Annotated in this window: 25 protein-coding genes; 8 read left to right on the forward strand and 17 right to left on the reverse strand. The window is 40.8% G+C overall.

The genetic code is table 11. The annotated features are described in order from the left end of the window. Positions 1-290 precede the first annotated feature (290 nt). The 17 genes from QL229_RS07350 to QL229_RS07430 all read right to left on the reverse strand — a co-directional run bounded on the left by QL229_RS07350 (position 291) and on the right by QL229_RS07430 (position 10599). Positions 291-992, reverse strand: a complete 702-nt coding sequence (locus QL229_RS07350; RefSeq protein ID WP_085065475.1) for a hypothetical protein — start codon at positions 990-992, stop codon at positions 291-293. A gap of 160 nt (positions 993-1152) precedes the next feature. Next, entirely contained in the window at positions 1153-1491 is a 339-nt protein-coding gene (locus tag QL229_RS07355) for a Mor transcription activator family protein (RefSeq protein WP_029773211.1), read from the reverse strand. Between the two features lies 1 nt (position 1492). Then, positions 1493-1987, reverse strand: coding sequence for a hypothetical protein (locus QL229_RS07360; RefSeq protein WP_281546666.1), 495 nt, complete (start codon positions 1985-1987; stop codon positions 1493-1495). Then, complete coding sequence (locus tag QL229_RS07365) at positions 1971-2654, reverse strand: regulatory protein GemA (RefSeq protein WP_029773209.1); 684 nt, start codon at positions 2652-2654, stop codon at positions 1971-1973. The genes QL229_RS07360 and QL229_RS07365 overlap by 17 nt, the downstream gene beginning before the upstream one ends. Positions 2655-2688: 34 nt before the next feature. Continuing rightward, entirely contained in the window at positions 2689-2865 is a 177-nt protein-coding gene (locus QL229_RS07370) for a hypothetical protein (protein WP_274167730.1), read from the reverse strand. Further along, the gene (locus tag QL229_RS07375) at positions 2862-3416 is read right to left on the reverse strand and encodes a host-nuclease inhibitor Gam family protein (protein ID WP_281546667.1); all 555 of its coding nucleotides are present in this window, start codon (positions 3414-3416) and stop codon (positions 2862-2864) included. Before QL229_RS07375 ends, QL229_RS07370 begins: the two co-directional genes overlap by 4 nt. Beyond that, positions 3409-3621: a hypothetical protein gene (locus QL229_RS07380; RefSeq protein WP_029773206.1), complete on the reverse strand. Its 213-nt coding sequence runs from the start codon at positions 3619-3621 to the stop codon at positions 3409-3411. The genes QL229_RS07375 and QL229_RS07380 overlap by 8 nt, the downstream gene beginning before the upstream one ends. A 10-nt stretch (positions 3622-3631) precedes the next feature. Then, complete coding sequence (locus QL229_RS07385; RefSeq protein WP_281546668.1) at positions 3632-3865, reverse strand: hypothetical protein; 234 nt, start codon at positions 3863-3865, stop codon at positions 3632-3634. A 1-nt stretch (position 3866) separates the two neighbouring features. Further along, entirely contained in the window at positions 3867-4553 is a 687-nt protein-coding gene (locus QL229_RS07390) for a DUF2786 domain-containing protein (protein WP_281546669.1), read from the reverse strand. 2 nt (positions 4554-4555) lie between these two features. After that, positions 4556-5839, reverse strand: coding sequence for an AAA family ATPase (locus QL229_RS07395; protein ID WP_281546670.1), 1284 nt, complete (start codon positions 5837-5839; stop codon positions 4556-4558). Beyond that, the gene (locus QL229_RS07400; protein WP_029773201.1) at positions 5836-6069 is read right to left on the reverse strand and encodes a hypothetical protein; all 234 of its coding nucleotides are present in this window, start codon (positions 6067-6069) and stop codon (positions 5836-5838) included. The genes QL229_RS07395 and QL229_RS07400 overlap by 4 nt, the downstream gene beginning before the upstream one ends. A 10-nt stretch (positions 6070-6079) precedes the next feature. After that, on the reverse strand, positions 6080-7837 hold the full coding sequence (locus QL229_RS07405) for a hypothetical protein (RefSeq protein WP_281546671.1): 1758 nt from the start codon (positions 7835-7837) through the stop codon (positions 6080-6082). Positions 7838-7842: 5 nt separating this feature from the next. Further along, a complete protein-coding gene (locus tag QL229_RS07410; protein ID WP_281546672.1) occupies positions 7843-8766 on the reverse strand; it encodes a hypothetical protein in 924 nt (307 codons plus the stop codon). After that, a complete protein-coding gene (locus tag QL229_RS07415; protein WP_029773198.1) occupies positions 8763-9071 on the reverse strand; it encodes a MarR family transcriptional regulator in 309 nt (102 codons plus the stop codon). The genes QL229_RS07410 and QL229_RS07415 overlap by 4 nt, the downstream gene beginning before the upstream one ends. Next, positions 9068-9400, reverse strand: a complete 333-nt coding sequence (locus tag QL229_RS07420) for a hypothetical protein (RefSeq protein ID WP_281546673.1) — start codon at positions 9398-9400, stop codon at positions 9068-9070. The genes QL229_RS07415 and QL229_RS07420 overlap by 4 nt, the downstream gene beginning before the upstream one ends. Positions 9401-9414: 14 nt before the next feature. After that, positions 9415-9915 carry a hypothetical protein gene (locus QL229_RS07425; RefSeq protein WP_253039599.1) on the reverse strand — a complete coding sequence of 167 codons (501 nt, stop codon included), beginning with the start codon at positions 9913-9915 and terminating at the stop codon, positions 9415-9417. Between the two features lie 411 nt (positions 9916-10326). After that, positions 10327-10599, reverse strand: a complete 273-nt coding sequence (locus QL229_RS07430; protein WP_281546674.1) for a helix-turn-helix transcriptional regulator — start codon at positions 10597-10599, stop codon at positions 10327-10329. 96 nt (positions 10600-10695) lie between these two features. Here QL229_RS07430 and QL229_RS07435 point away from each other — a divergent pair, with 96 nt between their 5' ends. From QL229_RS07435 to QL229_RS07470, 8 genes are all read left to right on the forward strand, one after another. Next, positions 10696-11418 (forward strand): S24 family peptidase, encoded by a 723-nt coding sequence (locus tag QL229_RS07435; protein ID WP_281546675.1) that lies wholly within the window; start codon positions 10696-10698, stop codon positions 11416-11418. Positions 11419-11517: 99 nt separating this feature from the next. Then, the gene (locus QL229_RS07440; RefSeq protein ID WP_281546676.1) at positions 11518-12558 is read left to right on the forward strand and encodes a nucleoid-associated protein; all 1041 of its coding nucleotides are present in this window, start codon (positions 11518-11520) and stop codon (positions 12556-12558) included. 2 nt (positions 12559-12560) lie between these two features. Beyond that, positions 12561-13754: a hypothetical protein gene (locus QL229_RS07445; RefSeq protein WP_281546677.1), complete on the forward strand. Its 1194-nt coding sequence runs from the start codon at positions 12561-12563 to the stop codon at positions 13752-13754. Positions 13755-13777: 23 nt separating this feature from the next. Beyond that, complete coding sequence (locus tag QL229_RS07450; RefSeq protein WP_281546678.1) at positions 13778-14410, forward strand: hypothetical protein; 633 nt, start codon at positions 13778-13780, stop codon at positions 14408-14410. Beyond that, on the forward strand, positions 14407-15099 hold the full coding sequence (locus QL229_RS07455; protein WP_281546679.1) for a hypothetical protein: 693 nt from the start codon (positions 14407-14409) through the stop codon (positions 15097-15099). The genes QL229_RS07450 and QL229_RS07455 overlap by 4 nt, the downstream gene beginning before the upstream one ends. Positions 15100-15160: 61 nt before the next feature. Continuing rightward, positions 15161-15733: a glycosyl hydrolase 108 family protein gene (locus QL229_RS07460; RefSeq protein WP_230237635.1), complete on the forward strand. Its 573-nt coding sequence runs from the start codon at positions 15161-15163 to the stop codon at positions 15731-15733. Beyond that, positions 15730-15951, forward strand: coding sequence for a hypothetical protein (locus tag QL229_RS07465; protein ID WP_281546680.1), 222 nt, complete (start codon positions 15730-15732; stop codon positions 15949-15951). Before QL229_RS07460 ends, QL229_RS07465 begins: the two co-directional genes overlap by 4 nt. Continuing rightward, positions 15944-16297 carry a DUF2730 family protein gene (locus QL229_RS07470; protein WP_281546681.1) on the forward strand — a complete coding sequence of 118 codons (354 nt, stop codon included), beginning with the start codon at positions 15944-15946 and terminating at the stop codon, positions 16295-16297. The genes QL229_RS07465 and QL229_RS07470 overlap by 8 nt, the downstream gene beginning before the upstream one ends. Positions 16298-16304: the final 7 nt, after the last annotated feature.

Here is a 16304-nt window from a genome sequence, read left to right on the forward strand (position 1 = left end):
CAGTAGTGAAACGAAACAGCGCCGATGATAGTGTGGCATTTGCCATGTGAAAGTAGGACATCGCCAGGCTCCAAATTAAAGAAAGCCCGATTCGAAAGAGTCGGGCTTTTTTGCGTTTAGAGCTGTCAGCTTTCATGATCCAAGTTAAGAAAACTAAATAATAAAAATCGCGAAAAATACGGGATAGGCTGGGATGACTTGGGATTTAGTGGGATAACATTTTAAACAGTCTTTCAAATATTGAAAGTTTGGAGGGGCGGGCAATATTGCTAATGCCCACCCAAGAAAATCTAAATTGCAGCCTTATTGAAGTTTTGTATTACCTTATACTTTATATGTTCGTTTGTTGCTTCGATGATCTCAATTCTGGCACCTTTGTAGCCAATCACTTTTGAAGAGTCTAGATCGTATTCCACATCGTTATTAAACGCAGGTCTTGCGTGACTATTTGAAAACTCACGATAGCCGATGTTTACTTTACTACCAACCTTACCGCTATAAATTAATGTCTGCTGAAAAGAGTCATGCGTCAAGATAGGTTTTTTACGTCTCTCAAAGTTTGCATTATCTGTACATGAAGCAGCGTTAAAAGCAGTTATCACACAAAGTTCTTGTGTTCCTTTATAAGCCATTACTGCTCTCCAAGGATCTGCAATAGCGGCTTTATCTACCATACCACCTTCGTTGTCATTACTCGGCATGTAGGTTTCAGTGTCTTTATCTTCTCCCTTCTTAATGTAATAGCCAGCATGTAGGTCATACGCCCAACTAACTTCTACTTTATAAGGTAAATATATAGCATCATGTTCTGAGTATTTCCCCTGTCTGAGCATGACATCGCCGACATACGCAATGTTTACACTGTCAATTGCAGGCTCACTAATTTGAGTCGACACTGGGATATAGTTGTAATCTGGGGAGGCGCATCCACTAAGAACAGCTGCACATGCAATGGCTAAAGTTGGTTTCCAATTTGATTTTGACAAAAACATATATAGTTCCATTTATTGTAGTTAATGTAGTTGTACATATTGTACAGCTGCACTTAGTTTAAGATATTTAAAGTAAATTATCACTTGAATAAAAAAACAACAGGGAAAATTCATGTTAATTTTTGCCATAAAAAAGCCCCTTTCGGGGCTAATTGGTTGGTTAGAATAGTTCAGGTTGTATGCGTTTTGATTCAGCTGCATGTATGGCCCGAACAATTTGATAGATGCGTTGTTCAGAATATCCATATTTCTTAGCAAGCTCTGTGTGGTTATTACCGCGAAAGTCTTGGTAAATTTGGTTGTGCTTAAGTATGGCATCAAGCCCAACACCTTTAGGGATATAAACACTCATACCACCACACTGGTGGCGAAAGTCATCGACTATTAACGTTGCCAATTTTGTAGCTTGTTCTTCATCGACTTTATTCTCTAAAAGCTTACGTTCTATCGAGTCAAGGAGTACTAATAGAGTTTCAGCTGTTTGCGCTTTGCCACTCATGTTACCTCCGGTATTTTGCTATATTCTCTTGCCACTTACGGGTTGACTCTTCTAACGTTTCCGGTCGTTCGGTTCTTACTTCGATTGACTTGTTAGCAGATACAACGGTTTGCTTAGGGTGGCTTTGAATAAACTTTTGTTGCTCAGTCTCAAGCACCTTTTTAAGGTAGGCATGATCATCACCCATACGTCGATAGCCATTGCGTTGCCAATGATCTCGAATACTCGTAACGGTAATGTTTAATGACTGGGTGAATACTGCTAAATCGAACTCTTTGGTTAGCTCAATAACATCTTTGCTAAGTTTTAATTGTCTAGCGCTCGATAGGTCTGACTTTTCAGGCGTGAACAATTGAACATAATTAGCAAGCGCAGCACTTGCTTGACCTGGTAATGCTGTATAAATGCAAAGCAGCTCGTCAGATGCTTTATTAATAGCTACTGCAGATATATCTAATAGACCACGACAATGTGGGCATTTAGCGAGCTTTTGCATTACTTACCCCCTTTATGTCATCTGAAGACTTACCAAAACGGCGAATAAACTCGTTGCAGTCTTCATAAGCTTGTAGCAAGTCTAAATAGCGAACACGTTGCATGTGTGTAGGCATATTTAAACGGCTAGCTTGTAACTTGGTTTGAATGGCAAACATTTCGCTAGGTTCATCAAGCTCATCTGTTTTTAGCTCTTTGTAGTAGCGTAAAACAGCGGGGATCTTAACCATCATTGCTTGTTTCATTAAGCGTAAGTGGTAGCGTTTAAGGCGCTCAATTAACTGGTTGGCTATTGGTACCATCCAATCTAGTCTCTCAATCTCTTTGCCATCATTTAAGCCTTTTGATTGCTTAGCAGCCCACTTTTCAAGAGCAATATAACTACCGTTCTCGATTAACTTATGGGCTTTCATTACTGTCCAAACTTGACCTAGCTTTTTAAGTAATGGTTCTTTATCAAGTAATGCCTGGTCTACTTTACGGCGAACAGGTTTTTGCTTTTTAAAGCCGAGCTTTTCCATGCCTTTGATTACTTTATCTAACTGCTTTTTATCCATTTGCGTGGTGCTGTCACAACCAGCCCAAGCTTTTAAGTTGGCGCGATAAACATCGTCTTCCATATTCAGATCACGCTTAGCAATTTGGATTAATTGTATTAACTTTTTCATTGGTCCTCCAAAGCCGCCCGAAGGCGGCTAATCGTTAAGCAGATTGGCTAATGGGTTGATGCACTGCTAAGGTTTCCTCTTTAATAAACTCAACCTTTGATCCTGCATTATTGATTTTCGCTTTGTTGAAACTCTTAAGCGATTTTTTATATGAGGGAGACGAAAACATAGCTCCACCATTCACACGCACTTTAAATGTTTCGGTACTCATGCTGTTTGCTCCGTTTCATTTAGGTGCTCAATAGGCACATGAACAGGTTTAATAAAGAACTGTTCTTTTTGGTTAAATGTGATGCCTGGAATATCTTTAATTTTTTCACGGTGCTTGATAAGGCCAGGCTTATTTACGGATGTTTTAACGCTGAGTAGATCTGATAGCTTAAGTTGTTCTTGTAGCTTTTTAAGAGCATCAATCACATCTTGGCCGTTCTTCACTGTTACTGATAACGGTGGTGTGCGAGTGCCAATTTCGCCTACATCAAATACACGCGACTTTTTGCCTGCAGGTACTATGTCTTGCTGGTTTGCGGTAAAGAAAATTTGTGCTGATTTACTCAGTACTTTAATTTCGTTGTTGATCGCCGTTGTTTTATCTTTTAAAGACGCTTTGGCATCTTCAATAGTTTGGTTCGTGTGAGCTGTGGCAATTTCTAGTTCGGTTTGCAATTGGCCAATCCGAAAAATTGTTTGCTCGAGTTCTTCTGAGCTGCTTACAGACAGCATATCGTCTGACTTTACGCGGCGGTTTGGTTGTTTAGCCATGGCTTTCATCCTTCATATTATGGATTTGGTTTTCAAGTTTGTGGGTCGCATCTTGCAATTGCGCTAAGGTATTAAGCGCATCTTGCTTACGGCCCGATAAAATCTCGCCATTAACCAGCTCAGTAAGTTGTGCAATGGTATAAATTGTTGGCGCGGTAGAATGGGTAAAACGTTGAGTGCTTATTTGGGCTGTTGCACTATTCATGGTTACTTCCTCAAGCTGCTTTTTCTTGAAGCCAGGCACGCGCATCTTTTATAACTTGTTGTGCGTCATCGCCTGTGAATGGCAAACCAATATCACCAATAACAGCTTGTGCTTTTGGTGTTAGGTTCTCGATAGTTACGCGGGTAGTCACTTCAAACTGAAGCAAGTACTTTGCACGTTCTTTCTCTGTTTCTAACTGGCTTAGTAGTGCTTTGTTAAGCTCAGTAATTGATAAATAGGCCACGTTAAGCTCCTAAGTTGTGGTTTAGTTTCTGGTGCTCTTGTCCGTTAACAGGGCGATGCAAAGACTCTTGACGGCCTGCAGCTATGCCGTCGAGTACAGCCTTTTTGGTATTAGCTTTCTTGCCACGCTTTAAAGTTGCTGAACTGGTTAGGTCGGGGAACTCTTGCGCCAAATAACGCTCAATAATGCTGGTTTCTTTTTCGCTAAGGGCGAACTCTTCAACCGTGCGAGCAATACCAAACACCCAGCCTTCAGCAAAGCGATCGCCTCGCGCTACTTTAGTTGCACGCTTACATTGTTTAGGTTGCTGCTTTACATAGTCTTGGCGAGTTTGTTTTAGCTTGGTCCAAAGTACCTCGTAGCAGTATTTAGCAAGTTCTGGCTGCGGGTTAATACCAATAAATGAGACTTCAGAATTGCTAAACAAACTTGACGACATTACAAAGCGCACACCAAATACACGCTTGATTAAATGCAATAAAGCAGCGTGGTAGCTCACTACTTTTTTGCAATCCGTTTCAACGCGTTCATGCTGTACATAGCTAAAATCAATGTCGCTTTCGCTAATCTTATGTTTGCGCATTAAGTTTTGTGCTTGGCGCATAGCCGCAGCTGCTTCGTGCTCATTGGTTGCCTGTTTGGCAAGCGCTAAACACTGACGAACTTTTTTTAGAATGCGAGAATCCATCACTAAACCCTCACGTATTCTTCAGCTAACTCAGCCGTAATACGCTCTTCACCTACATCAGCGGCTTCGTTCATTAGGTTTTTCATTAGCGTGTTAACGTTAAGTGGATAACTCATATCAACCATTTCATCCGGTCGGCCTGTTGTGCGGCCAAACTTGCGAATACCACGTAGTGCTTGTTGCATCTTTTCGATAGCGGCAGGCTCTATCACTTTTTCTGGTACCAGATTGGCGGCTTTGAGTTTGTGATCGATGTACTCTTTTAACTCGGTACCAAGCGGCGGCACTTGTAGCTTATTTACACGGTATGCAAATTCGCGCACGTTCATTGAGTTAAGTACTTTGTCGAGTTCGGTTTGGCCGATGATGCAAATGCCAATTAACTTAGTGAAACCTTCGCTTAGCTCCCACAGCACTTTTAATTGCTTAATGGTTTCTTCATCTAAGCGGTGGCCTTCATCAATAAGCAAAATGTGACGGTTGCCAGCGTTGCAGCTGCGCGTTAGTTCTTCACGAATAATTGCATCACGGTCTTCGCTACTACGTGGCAGCTTAGAAATATTCAGCTCACGACAAATAGCCTCACTTATGGTGTTTGACGCTATTTGTTTTTTATCGATACGGGCAGGTCGAATAACGCGAATGTTTGGATGCTTTGCGCGTATCTCTTCAATGGTAAAGTTCATCATCACAGTTTTACCACTGCCGCACTCACCGACAATCGCCATTAAGGTACCAACTTTTGCACAGTTGATAATTGACTCAATTACATAACGTTGCTGTGTGCCTAAGTAAACGTGATCAATGCTGTAAATCTCGTTATCCCATGGGTCGCTAAGAACCTTAAAATGTTGTCTTGCTCGTGGTGTAAGCATTTTTGCCTCCGGTGTTTCAAATACAATGTGCCCGTTAATTGAATCTTCATGACCAATGATCAGGCGTCTGGTTTTATTGCTATGCTTCCACTGGCTGCCAGTGGTTACTGCATTGCTGTGTGGATCATCCAAATAGATTTGGTAAACGTTGCTTTCGGTTACTAAGCCATTCTCAATTGCATAGCACTCAAGGCCGCGTTTAACTGCTTCGCGGGTTTTTTCGCGTTTAGGAAATTCAGACTTAGTCACAATTTTGTTAAGCGTTGCTTCGCTGGTTTTCACATCTGCATGTAGGTCTAACCACTGCACTAACTGCTTGTAAGTGATATTGCGGTTCGCCATCATGCGGCCTAGTTTTATCTTCCAGGTCTTTTGGCTGATCTTCTTTTTGTGCTCATTAGGTTCGTTCATGCCACCTTCCTGTATTGGTTTGGATAAGTGGCGAGTACGCGCTCAAAAAACTCGTCGCGTTCTTTTTCGTCATTGAAAATGTACTGGCCTTTTTCGTCGGCAAGTTCAGTCCAGCGCTTTGCATCAATAAGCTTTACATGCACCATGTACACTGTGCGTGTACGGCCAGATACAACGTTAAACGGTGCGCGCTCTGCTTTGCGTAGTTGATGTTTTTTACTGCATCCCATGGTGGTTCTCCTAACGGGTAAAATTAACCACGTTTAAGTGGTTTGGTTTGTCTAAGGTTGCTAGCTCGTCAAGTAAGCTAGGTAATTGGTTTGCCTCGATACTGCGATCAGCAAGGTATGTTTTTTCTTCGGGGGTAATTGGTGTGCCGCGCTTGGCCACAATGGCTTTGCGTAAAGCAACACCGCTTAATCGGTTAGTTGGTTGCTGCAGGCCTGTATCAACTTGCTCACCACGAACACGCATAAAGTCTGGTGTTTGCAGTTCGTTTAAATGGCTATGCGCATCGAGTGCGCCACCAAAAGGCACCGCTTTTTTGCCGCGTTTGGCTTTTGCTATTTGCTCATCGCTCATGCCAGGGTAAGCATCACGCTCAGCTTGTTTACGAGCAGTATCAATGGCGGTGTCTTTAGGCGCTTTCATCTGTTCGCCAATCACAGCCCCAGTAATATCAAAGCCCGCATCATCAACTTCTATTGGTGCAACAGTGTGTATTTGCTGCTCGCCTTGATACTTGCAGTACACTAAAATTTCGCCACTCTCAGAGAGCGCCATAGGCAGCACAAGTACTTTTAGGCCTTTGTAAATACCAACCAAACCATCAAGCGCATATTTTTGGCTGCGTTTAACAGTAGGGTGTACAAAGGTGATCGATAAGTCGGGTTTAACCGTGCGGGTTTCTTCTTTATGAGTAAGCAGCCAACGACAAATGTCTTCGCTTGGTAGGTCACGTACTTTGCCGTGTGCCATACGTTTCATCCAAAACTCATAGCGGCCTTTACCATGGCGGCTGTGTTTTGCTGAATAGTTAGGTATTTGGTCGGCGTTGTATGCGTTTTGCCATGCAATAACACGTTCGTTCAGTTCTGCTACGCTGTTTACAGGCTCAAACATCAAACGTGATTCAAATAGCTTCTCAACTAAGTTGTTCGCGTTTTCTACTTGGCCTTTCGCGCGAGCGCGGCCCACTTCATGATCAATTACATCAACACTTAGTGCATCAAGTGCGCGAATAACAGCCCCAGCGGTGTTTGCTGAGCCTTTATCCATTACTAAAATGTCGGGTAAACCACGCATTGGGCACTTTTCATCATTGTGTAAGCCCCAGCACCACAGCAAAAAGTCATATAGGTTTGCCATGGTTTCACCCGCACTTTCGTAATAACGAACACGAACTGCACCAGAGTAATGATCGGTAAGAACATAGCGCCAAACGCGTAGGTTCTTTATCTTTTCAAGGTTCTCTGGCTTGTTTTTATAAAACTCGTCATCGCTCATAAAGCGCTGAACACGGCCTTTTTTGCCACCAGGTGGGTAGTAAATTAAGCATAAGCTTGGATCTACTTGATGTACGTGGTTTGGATAAAGGCTACGTAACTGCACATGTGCTGTGCTTTGGTTAAGCATTCTTGCTGTGGCGTTTTGCTCACGTAATAACTTACGCACTGTGCTTGCGCTTTTAAACTCACAGCCATTGGCCGCTAAAATGCTCATAGCATTTGGCGTCTCAACGATTTGTTTGCCATTTTTACGACTGCCTACAGCCAGCATGGCTTTTAGTTTATCGAGGCTTTCAGGGTCTTGGCTGCTTTGGCCTTTGTCAGCTCGCGCTTTACGGCCACTGCTGTAACCGAGTTTTGCTAACTCACGGTAGAAGGCATCTTTACTTAGCCCTAGGCGCTCTTTAGCTTCAGCTAAAATCTTGCCTTTTTCGCCGTGCTTTGCGTTTTCGATTCGCTGTTTAAAACCAAGTAAAATATCGTCAGCCATGATGCTTACTCCTCGTTACTCATGGCGCTGTCGTTTAGCTCTTGCAATACATCAAGGCTTGGGCGCATTTTTGGTAGGTAGCCCTCAAGAATGCTTGATGTTTCAAGCCAAGCTTGCGCAAAGTCTTCTGCTAAGGTCTTAAAGCTATGCAGTAAACCAGCAGCAAGGTGCTCTACAACTTGTGGCGATAAATCGTCGTTATCTAAAAAGTGATCACGTAAGGCCATTAAACGGCTAAGTGATTCTATAGCATTGCTTTCATACTTAGTGGCTTCAAATAGCAGGTGTTTAGTTTGGTCTTTCCAGGCATCGGCTTTGAACTTGGTGCTTTCAAGTTCTGTTTGATAGTCCATGGCTTTCATTTGGTACTCGTCGCGCATACGAATAGCCACTTGGCGCTGTGAGTCTAACTCTTTGGTTTTTAGCTTCTCGGCATCTAACTCTTTTTTGTGCTGCGCTTTTAGGTCATCAATTAGCTCTTTTACCGCCTCTTTGTCACCTGTCTCTACTGCTTCAGACTCCATAACAAGCGTTTGGGCTTCTTCAGGTAATTGACGTAATGCTCTTAAATCGCGGTAACCTAACTTCATTTGCTGAGCTGCTTCGAAAAATTCTTCACCGAACTGTTGAAGATTGCGAAGTCGGTTATCTATATTTTGCGAATCGGTGTGCAAAAAATGTTTGCAGCATTCGTCCCAAGTCGTAACTGTTACGAGTTCGCCATTTTCATTAGAATAAGTTAGTCCTTTGTAACTCTTAGATTCTTTTATTTGTTGAACAACCTTTAACTCCGTAACAGTTACGAGTTTTCCTATAAAGTTGAAAGCTTGAATTTGACCAAGTTGTAGAAGTGAATCTTGCTTCGAGGCAAGTATCTTAGTCGCTTCGACTGTAGCTTGCTGTTGTTGGGGTGATAATTCGGTTGTCATACGATTGCTCCGTAATTTTTACGATCTTGTTCAAGTTGCATAGCACGCTGATTAATCGCCAGTTGTGCGCTGTTGGCGATGGTGATAAGGGCAGGCCCCAAACGTACTTTGTTTTGGTCCCATGGGCAGTGCTCAGCAAAACCTGCATGGATCAGATTTTTAATAACTGACGTTGCTTGTGGTTGACTGATACCCATACGCTTGGCTAGTTCGCCAGGGCGCATACCATCGGCTTCATGACCACTTAACGCTTTAATAGCGTTCAAACCACGTTGCATGGTGGTTGATAGGTATTGTTCACTCATGCTGGCACCTGCTGAGTTTGGTAAAACTCTTTTAGCTCTCTTACACAGCTTGGACAGGCGCTATCTATGTCGATATGGCTGGTTTTAACTTGTCGCCAACCCATGTGATTAGCAGCTGCTATAAAGGAGTTTTTCGCTATGGTGCCGTGCTCTTTGCGTTTACAGCAGTTGCACTGCAAAGTGAACGTTGCAACAAACATATCCAGCTGCTCAGTGGTGATAGGCTGAGTTAGTAAAATAGTGTTTTGTAAATTTGCTTTTCTACTTGCAAAGGTTGTTTTTTGGACAAAAACGCGTTTTTTAGATAGATCTTGGTCTTTGATGGTCATGGTTTTTTCCTTAATTAGAGACGTTCTGGATCGGGGCTGAGGTCAAAACTTGTTTGCGGTTCATCTAGCTTTTCAGCTTCAAGTTTTTGATAGGCGAGTTGTTGCATAAGCAGCACGATTTGTTCTGCGACATATTGTGCATTGCCTGCACCTTCTTCTAGCTGCATAACCATACCGATCACTTGATTAGCGAATTGATTTAAGTGTGTAAGGTTACTGCTACTAGGCTTTTTGCCTTTGGGCATATCCACAATGAGTTTATCTAGACTGTGTGCCATATACATTAACGGGTATTCGCGCCCAGTAGCTGCCATATAAGGAATCAGTAAGCTGGTGGGCATATCGCCGCTGCCTAAATGTTTATAAAGCATATCAGTACTAATTCCTGTGCGGTCTGCAATACGTGGTACGCTCATTTGACGTGTCGCTTGTGCATGCTCTTTACATAGCTGAAGGGCTTCAGGCAGGCTTCGCGCAACAATACGGCCCCACTGACGGCGTTTTGGCTTAGTCATAACATGCTCCAATTTGCAAGCTTGAGCAGGTAAAAAACACGTTCCAAAAATAAACAATTTTTAGAACTTCACATTTAATACCCCTTAACACTAGGCTGAATAAAACACCGTAACTTGAGGGGAAAACATGCAAAATTACACTGTACAAAATGTGTTGGTTTGGCTCTGTATTGACGATAAACCCATGCCCAACATTACGTTTACGGCTTGTAGTGCTGTAACACTTAAGCATTTGATTATTGACTTGAGCCGCAAGCGGTATATGCAGCGGCGTATTACTGTGCGCACACTGTATAAGCAGCGTAGCAATCAGTTGCTGACCTTGCTGTGGTTGTGTGAGCAGCGACGAGCGCATTTTAATCATGGTTCTGGTCCTTTGGTTGACTTAGTTCTTAACTGGTTACTTAAGCCTTATGAGGCGAGTAATTGTTTAAGCTCTTCAACACCTTGTTGTCTCTGTTTACCTTTTAAAAACCTAGGGCGAGAATATGACTCAACATGTGGAAAAACTTCTTCAACAGATTTATCAAGGAGTTTAGAAATGGCTTTTGCAACGCGAAGAGATTGTGTATGCCCACAAACTACGCCAGAAACAGTAGCAAGATTGACGTCTAGCGCATCAGCAAGCATTGAAAGGGTATAACCTTTAGCTTTAATAGCTTGTTTAATTTCTTGTGCTTTCATAGTACATTACCTTTTGAAGTAACCCTTTTATGTGGTTTTGGCGAACAGTACATAAAACGGTTTAGTTAAGATTCGGGTCAAGTATAGGGTTCATATGTGAACCCTGTCAATAATAAAGATAAATATATGAAACCTTTTTTGTTGCAAGAAAGAGAAAGGCTTAACCTAAAGCAAAAGGATGTCTTTGAGTCTATAGGTGTAAGTAAGGTCACATACTACCGTTGGGAATCGGGCTCTCCGATACCATCTGATAAGCTAGCAGAACTAGGGAAGATTGGTTTCGATATTCACTTTGTAGTAACTGGCGAGAGTTCAAAAAAGTTTGAAAGTGAAGAAAAGGTGTCTAAGGGTTCAGAAGTGAAACGTCTAGTTGAGCCTGATGAGTCAGATTTTCTACCTTCGAATTTATTTTATGTACCAGTAATTGATGTGGAAGCTTCAGCTGGTCACGGTTCAATAGTTGTAAATGAAGCCTATACTGAAAAGAGTATGGTGTTTGATTGCCATTGGTTATCTAAACGAAATTTAAATAAAAATAATTTAGTGGTTATTACAGCTAAGGGGGATAGTATGCACCCAACTATCCTCAGTGGTGAGCCATTAGTGGTTGATACATCTCCCTTAGATAACTTTGTAGATGGTATATACGTAATAGATTTAGATAGTCATTTGTTGGTTAAACGCTTGCAAAGGCAGTTTACCGGTGGAATTAAAATACTATCAGATAACCCAGCATACGAACCTCAATTTGTCCCTCAAGATAGTTTAGATCAACTCCATATTGTTGGTCGAGTTGTTTGGATGGGAAAGGACTTGTAAACAATACATGGAACCTCTAGGGCAATGCAATAAGCAAGGATGCGGCAACACATTTCAGTTACCCCTCCTTTAAATTTTAAAAAAATATTAGGAACTGCTATGGCAATAAAGCATGTAATTGTTCATCAAGTCAGGCGTGACAATACTGGCGACAAATTAACAATTCAACTACGTGATAAAGAAAATAGCCTTGATGGTTTAGCTGGTAAGCTATCTGAAGATTTGCTTGAGTTATTTAGTAGTGCAAGCCTTAGTATTGGTGAGTTTCAGGTTTTGGACGATAAAGAAGCTCAACCTGTTTTTGAGCAAAAACTGAATAAGTTTTATGACAACAAAGACAATTGTGCAAACTTCCCTGAACTAACTAAAGTTCTTGCAAGGCGATATGAAAGTATACTTGTAAGTAAGCAGTTAACCTCGGTAAAAGGTGGGTACTTGGTGTTTTATCACTATGAAACCCGAGGGGATAACTGGTTAGCAGTAGCAATACTAAATAAAACGGATGGCATTGATATTTCTAATAAACTAGATGTTATACCAAGTCAGGTTTTAGATTTGAAAAAATTACATCTTGGCGCTGCTATTAATCTAACACAGTGGCAAAGTGGCCTAAGTACACGTTATATCCGGTTTAGAACAGGCCTTGCTGTTGAGGTAAGGGATTATTTTGAAGAGTTTATAGGCTGTCAGCGTGATAAAGAGGCCGCTAAGCAAGAAACTAAAGCGCTCAAAAAAGCGATAAGAGGCTTTGCTAAAGAAAAATATGATTTTACAGATGAACAAATATCAGGGAAGATCACAGCCGCACACGACTTCATAACAGAGCAACAAAAACTAGGCAATCAAGTTCTTTTAAGCCAACTTGCAAATCGTGTTTTCCCTGATAAGCCAGACGAGTTTGTAAAAAATGCGCGAGATAAATTTGATTTACCAGAGGATCTTGCTATTCATAAGCCTAGCTTACGCTCCTATAAGAAGATTTCAGGGCGTGGTAAAGGAATGGCAATTAGCTTTGATAGTGATATGCTTGGTAAAGAAGTACAATACGAGAACGGAATACTCACTATTAAAAATATACCAACATCTTTAAAAGCGTCTTTAGATGAAGAGATTGCAGCAAGAGAGAAAGATTTAGAGTAATCATGTCTGCCAACATAACCGATGTTTACAGTATAGTTTTTAATAGGCTCCAAAATAAAGTTTTTGGGGCTGACACTGTTACGGGCTGGTTACAACTTGATGCGCAGATGCTCACTTTCTTAAGCAAACTCGAAAATGCTGAACTGACCGATGGTGGGTCATACGAATACACTAAAGCTAACAAACCATTAGGAGAAAAAGCTTTAGAGTTTATTGATGAAAAGTTTTTTGCTGAAGATGTTCTTTTTAAGGTAGAGCTGCACCGTAAGAAAATTCATAGTCGCTTTGTTGTGTGTAACAACTGGAATGAATTATTAGCTTATGAAGAATGCGTAAAGAAACCTGTAAACAGTGTTTTTCTAATTGAGGCAAATGAGGTTTTTGATGCAAATAGCGGCTCTGAGAAATTTATTAATTACCAAAATGTCAGTAAAGTTTTTACTTTAATTCATAATCTGGCGAAGGAAACTGAGGGGGGAGATAGAACAATCTTCTATGAGCGGCCTCTCGCATTTGAATTCACTTTATCAGAGTCAGACCTAGACCACCCAATTGATCTTGATGTTTTAGATAAAATCCTTAGTAAAGATTTACACAAAGAGGCTATCACCTGTTTGCTTTGCAAGGAATTAGTGAGCTTTTTAAAAGATGTTGATGTAAAAAAACGTTTTAGTTATTTAGTACAACACTTGAGCTCGTTAATTTTTAACGTTCAACTGAGCTACCAAGGGTATGTTGAAAACTACACTTTCGATAAGGTAAGAAAGGAGTATCAAGAAAAGCGCTCTGAATATACTCAGAAAGTTTATGACGTATTTGATAATGTAGCTACAAAGCTTTTATCACTCCCCGCCGGTATTTGGTTTGCTACAACTCAAGTTGAAGCTAGCACATTTGGGAGTATGGAATTTGCTAAAAATGTGACGGTGTTAGTCACTGTTACTTCCCTTGTAGCGATCTTAGTATTCAATCTTTTCGGGCAATTCTCAAACCTTAAAATACTAAAAAAAGAATACGTTAGTGTATTTGAGCAATTAGCTTTAAATTTTGAAGATGAAGCAGATGATATTCTCAGAGCAAAAGGTGAAATCTTAAGTGCAGAAACAAAAGTACAATTGAAACTGGGCTTTTCTATATTTGTTTCATTTGTCTTGCTAGGGTTAACATTTTGGTTATTTTGTAAAGCTTATAATTGAGTCTCTGGAACTATATGCGAGTAATGCCAAAAATAATTAATAATAATTATTATCCAATAGAAAAGTTATTATTGATGTTTAGGGAGCACCCAAATTTAGTTTTTGTAGGTAATGACTCACCCTTTAATCAATTTCCTGAATTAGTAAAAAGCTATGAAATTTTACTTGAAGCAATTGGTATAGATTTTAGTGATTTTCATGATGAAGATAAGCGACTAGAAGGTACCAAGATTTTAAACCAACTAACTAGAGATGAGTTCATTAATGAATGGAGACCAATAGCCCACAGAGTGGAGCTTGATGACTCTGGTGTTAATGCCAAAGTTCGCTATAGGAATGTTGCATATAATCTGACTAGCAAAGGTTTGGATTTGGTATTAAAGCTTGAAGCTCATAATGACGCCGAACGCAGGCATAACGATACTCATAAACACAATACATTAATGCGCTGGATTGCAGGTTCTTCTTTTCTCTTATCACTAGTGGCTGTTAGTGTCTCAGCATACTTGGCCTATATAGCTAACCAAAATATGCAACTAAACCAACAGCGCTTGGAAATACAGCAACAGCAAATTAAGTCATTAGGTGAAAAAGTACATCAGCAAGAAGAGCAGACATCTGAATTGGGCAAAACTAAGAAAGCAGATAATAAATGAAAGCAGATTTAACAAATATCAATCATTATCCGGTAGAAAAACTGCTTATAACGCTCCGTAAATACGATGAGTTGGTTTTTCCTGAAGCTGACTATTTCATTGAGTTATACCCTGAATACAAGAACAATTGCATCAAGTTATTAAAAGAATCAGGAGTTGATGTTACAGAAGTTCAAAATACAAATTTATTTGAATATTGTGAGATACAACTTGGAAAATTAGTTAAAGATGGCTTAATAAAGCAGTGGGAAAAACAAGAGGCTGTTAATAGAGTTATTGAAGCAAGTGACAATTCGCCCTTAATTCTTTCTCATAAAGTTTATACTCTTACAGCCAAAGGCCTTGATTTTGCGTTGAAGATAGAGGCTCACAATGACACAAATACTCATAACAAGCTGACTAGACAAATAGGTCTGGCTTCATTTTTGATAGCATTTTTATCTTTAATGGTTTCGGGCTATCTAACGAATAAAAACATTACTATCAGTGAAGAAAGGCTAAAAATATCACAAGCTAGAATAGAGACATTAGAGAAGCAGCTTCTAACTAATTTTTCTAAAGAAGAGCTTATGGAATCGGTTCTAGAAATTGTCGAAGAGCAAAAACAAACTGCTCAGAATGAGTCAACCAAAGAGACTCCACCATTTCAGAACTTGAAAGTTGAGGAACAAACAAAAACTCCCAACTAATTCTCATTTTTACTAAAACCCTTTAATTTAGCCCCCCAGCAAATAGCGCCACACTGGCGCTATGAAAACACAAAACTTTGCCGACCTTACCCCGAATTACAGCCGTGCGTTTTTATTTTGCATGGACTGGATATATGAGGCAGAAGGAGGCGACTCTGATCATAGCGCCGACAAAGGTGGGCGAACGCGGTATGGCATAAGCCAAGCTGCTTACCCGAATGTTGATATAGCTAATTTGACATGGCCTCAAGCCATGCGCATTTATCATCGTGATTTTTGGCGTGGTAGCCGTGCTAAAGAACTGGCTGAGTATGGTTTATATGAATTAGCCATGTTGCATTTAGATTCTGCTATTAACCATGGCGTGCCACTGGCCAATATGCTTTTGCAGCAAGTATTGCGAGTAAAGGTTGATGGCATATTGGGTTCACGCACCTTTGCTGCAGCCATTAACGCAAACCAAACGAACTTAATGGTTGACTACTTTGCACGCCGAGCCAGCAAATACAGCCGTATTGTAGTTAATGATCCTAGCCAAATTGCGTTTTTATTTGGCTGGCATCGTCGCTTATTTAAGCTTGAAAACCGCATCGAGCGCGTTATTCGTGAACTTAAAATGAGTGAGGCAGCATGAAAAGTTATCCTCACTACGTTAAGCGTGGTCGCGAAGCGCGCATTACTACTTACCAAAATGGTACCAACCCAGACCCACAGAGCATTTGCCCTGTGGGCGACCCCACTTTAGTTAATGCATTTTTAAAAGGCTGGCACTCAATTAGCGGTGTTCGCCTTGAAGCCGAAGCCCGCATTGCAAATACAGCAAAAATAAACAGGAGTAACCCCCGTGGATGAATATGTTAAGTGGTACCCGTGGGTACAAGGTGTAGTTTTATTGGTGTTTTTTGTGGTGGTGTATGCACTTAAAAAGTCATTTGCTAGCAAGGATGATGTGACGGCACAAGACAAGCGCTTACAAACGGTAGAGCAAACGTATGTGAAGAATGAAGATTTTACTGAAGTCAAAGCGGCTGTACAACGCATCGAAGTTGAGGTGAAAGACTTACCTCAAAATGTCAGTGCGTTAAGTAAAGAAGTCGCCAAGCTACAGGGTGAAAATAACCATTTACATGATCTTTTAAAACGCATTGAGCATCCGCTTAATTTGATTGTTGAATCAAAAATATCCGGTAAACAGTAATGCGAAA

It is taken from the genome of Pseudoalteromonas sp. PAR1 (assembly GCF_947311895.1).
GTDB classification, from domain to species: Bacteria; Pseudomonadota; Gammaproteobacteria; order Enterobacterales; family Alteromonadaceae; genus Pseudoalteromonas; species Pseudoalteromonas lipolytica_C.

Coding starts and splice junctions, on each gene's coding strand:
- QL229_RS07350 (WP_085065475.1), bottom strand. CDS start 992: ATGTTTTTGTCAAAATCAAATTGGAAACCAACTTTAGCCATTGCATGT.
- QL229_RS07355 (WP_029773211.1), bottom strand. CDS start 1,491: ATGAGTGGCAAAGCGCAAACAGCTGAAACTCTATTAGTACTCCTTGAC.
- QL229_RS07360 (WP_281546666.1), bottom strand. CDS start 1,987: ATGCAAAAGCTCGCTAAATGCCCACATTGTCGTGGTCTATTAGATATA.
- QL229_RS07365 (WP_029773209.1), bottom strand. CDS start 2,654: ATGAAAAAGTTAATACAATTAATCCAAATTGCTAAGCGTGATCTGAAT.
- QL229_RS07370 (WP_274167730.1), bottom strand. CDS start 2,865: ATGAGTACCGAAACATTTAAAGTGCGTGTGAATGGTGGAGCTATGTTT.
- QL229_RS07375 (WP_281546667.1), bottom strand. CDS start 3,416: ATGGCTAAACAACCAAACCGCCGCGTAAAGTCAGACGATATGCTGTCT.
- QL229_RS07380 (WP_029773206.1), bottom strand. CDS start 3,621: ATGAATAGTGCAACAGCCCAAATAAGCACTCAACGTTTTACCCATTCT.
- QL229_RS07390 (WP_281546669.1), bottom strand. CDS start 4,553: ATGGATTCTCGCATTCTAAAAAAAGTTCGTCAGTGTTTAGCGCTTGCC.
- QL229_RS07395 (WP_281546670.1), bottom strand. CDS start 5,839: ATGAACGAACCTAATGAGCACAAAAAGAAGATCAGCCAAAAGACCTGG.
- QL229_RS07400 (WP_029773201.1), bottom strand. CDS start 6,069: ATGGGATGCAGTAAAAAACATCAACTACGCAAAGCAGAGCGCGCACCG.
- QL229_RS07405 (WP_281546671.1), bottom strand. CDS start 7,837: ATGGCTGACGATATTTTACTTGGTTTTAAACAGCGAATCGAAAACGCA.
- QL229_RS07410 (WP_281546672.1), bottom strand. CDS start 8,766: ATGACAACCGAATTATCACCCCAACAACAGCAAGCTACAGTCGAAGCG.
- QL229_RS07415 (WP_029773198.1), bottom strand. CDS start 9,071: ATGAGTGAACAATACCTATCAACCACCATGCAACGTGGTTTGAACGCT.
- QL229_RS07420 (WP_281546673.1), bottom strand. CDS start 9,400: ATGACCATCAAAGACCAAGATCTATCTAAAAAACGCGTTTTTGTCCAA.
- QL229_RS07425 (WP_253039599.1), bottom strand. CDS start 9,915: ATGACTAAGCCAAAACGCCGTCAGTGGGGCCGTATTGTTGCGCGAAGC.
- QL229_RS07430 (WP_281546674.1), bottom strand. CDS start 10,599: ATGAAAGCACAAGAAATTAAACAAGCTATTAAAGCTAAAGGTTATACC.
- QL229_RS07440 (WP_281546676.1), top strand. CDS start 11,518: ATGGCAATAAAGCATGTAATTGTTCATCAAGTCAGGCGTGACAATACT.
- QL229_RS07445 (WP_281546677.1), top strand. CDS start 12,561: ATGTCTGCCAACATAACCGATGTTTACAGTATAGTTTTTAATAGGCTC.
- QL229_RS07450 (WP_281546678.1), top strand. CDS start 13,778: ATGCCAAAAATAATTAATAATAATTATTATCCAATAGAAAAGTTATTA.
- QL229_RS07455 (WP_281546679.1), top strand. CDS start 14,407: ATGAAAGCAGATTTAACAAATATCAATCATTATCCGGTAGAAAAACTG.
- QL229_RS07460 (WP_230237635.1), top strand. CDS start 15,161: ATGAAAACACAAAACTTTGCCGACCTTACCCCGAATTACAGCCGTGCG.
- QL229_RS07465 (WP_281546680.1), top strand. CDS start 15,730: ATGAAAAGTTATCCTCACTACGTTAAGCGTGGTCGCGAAGCGCGCATT.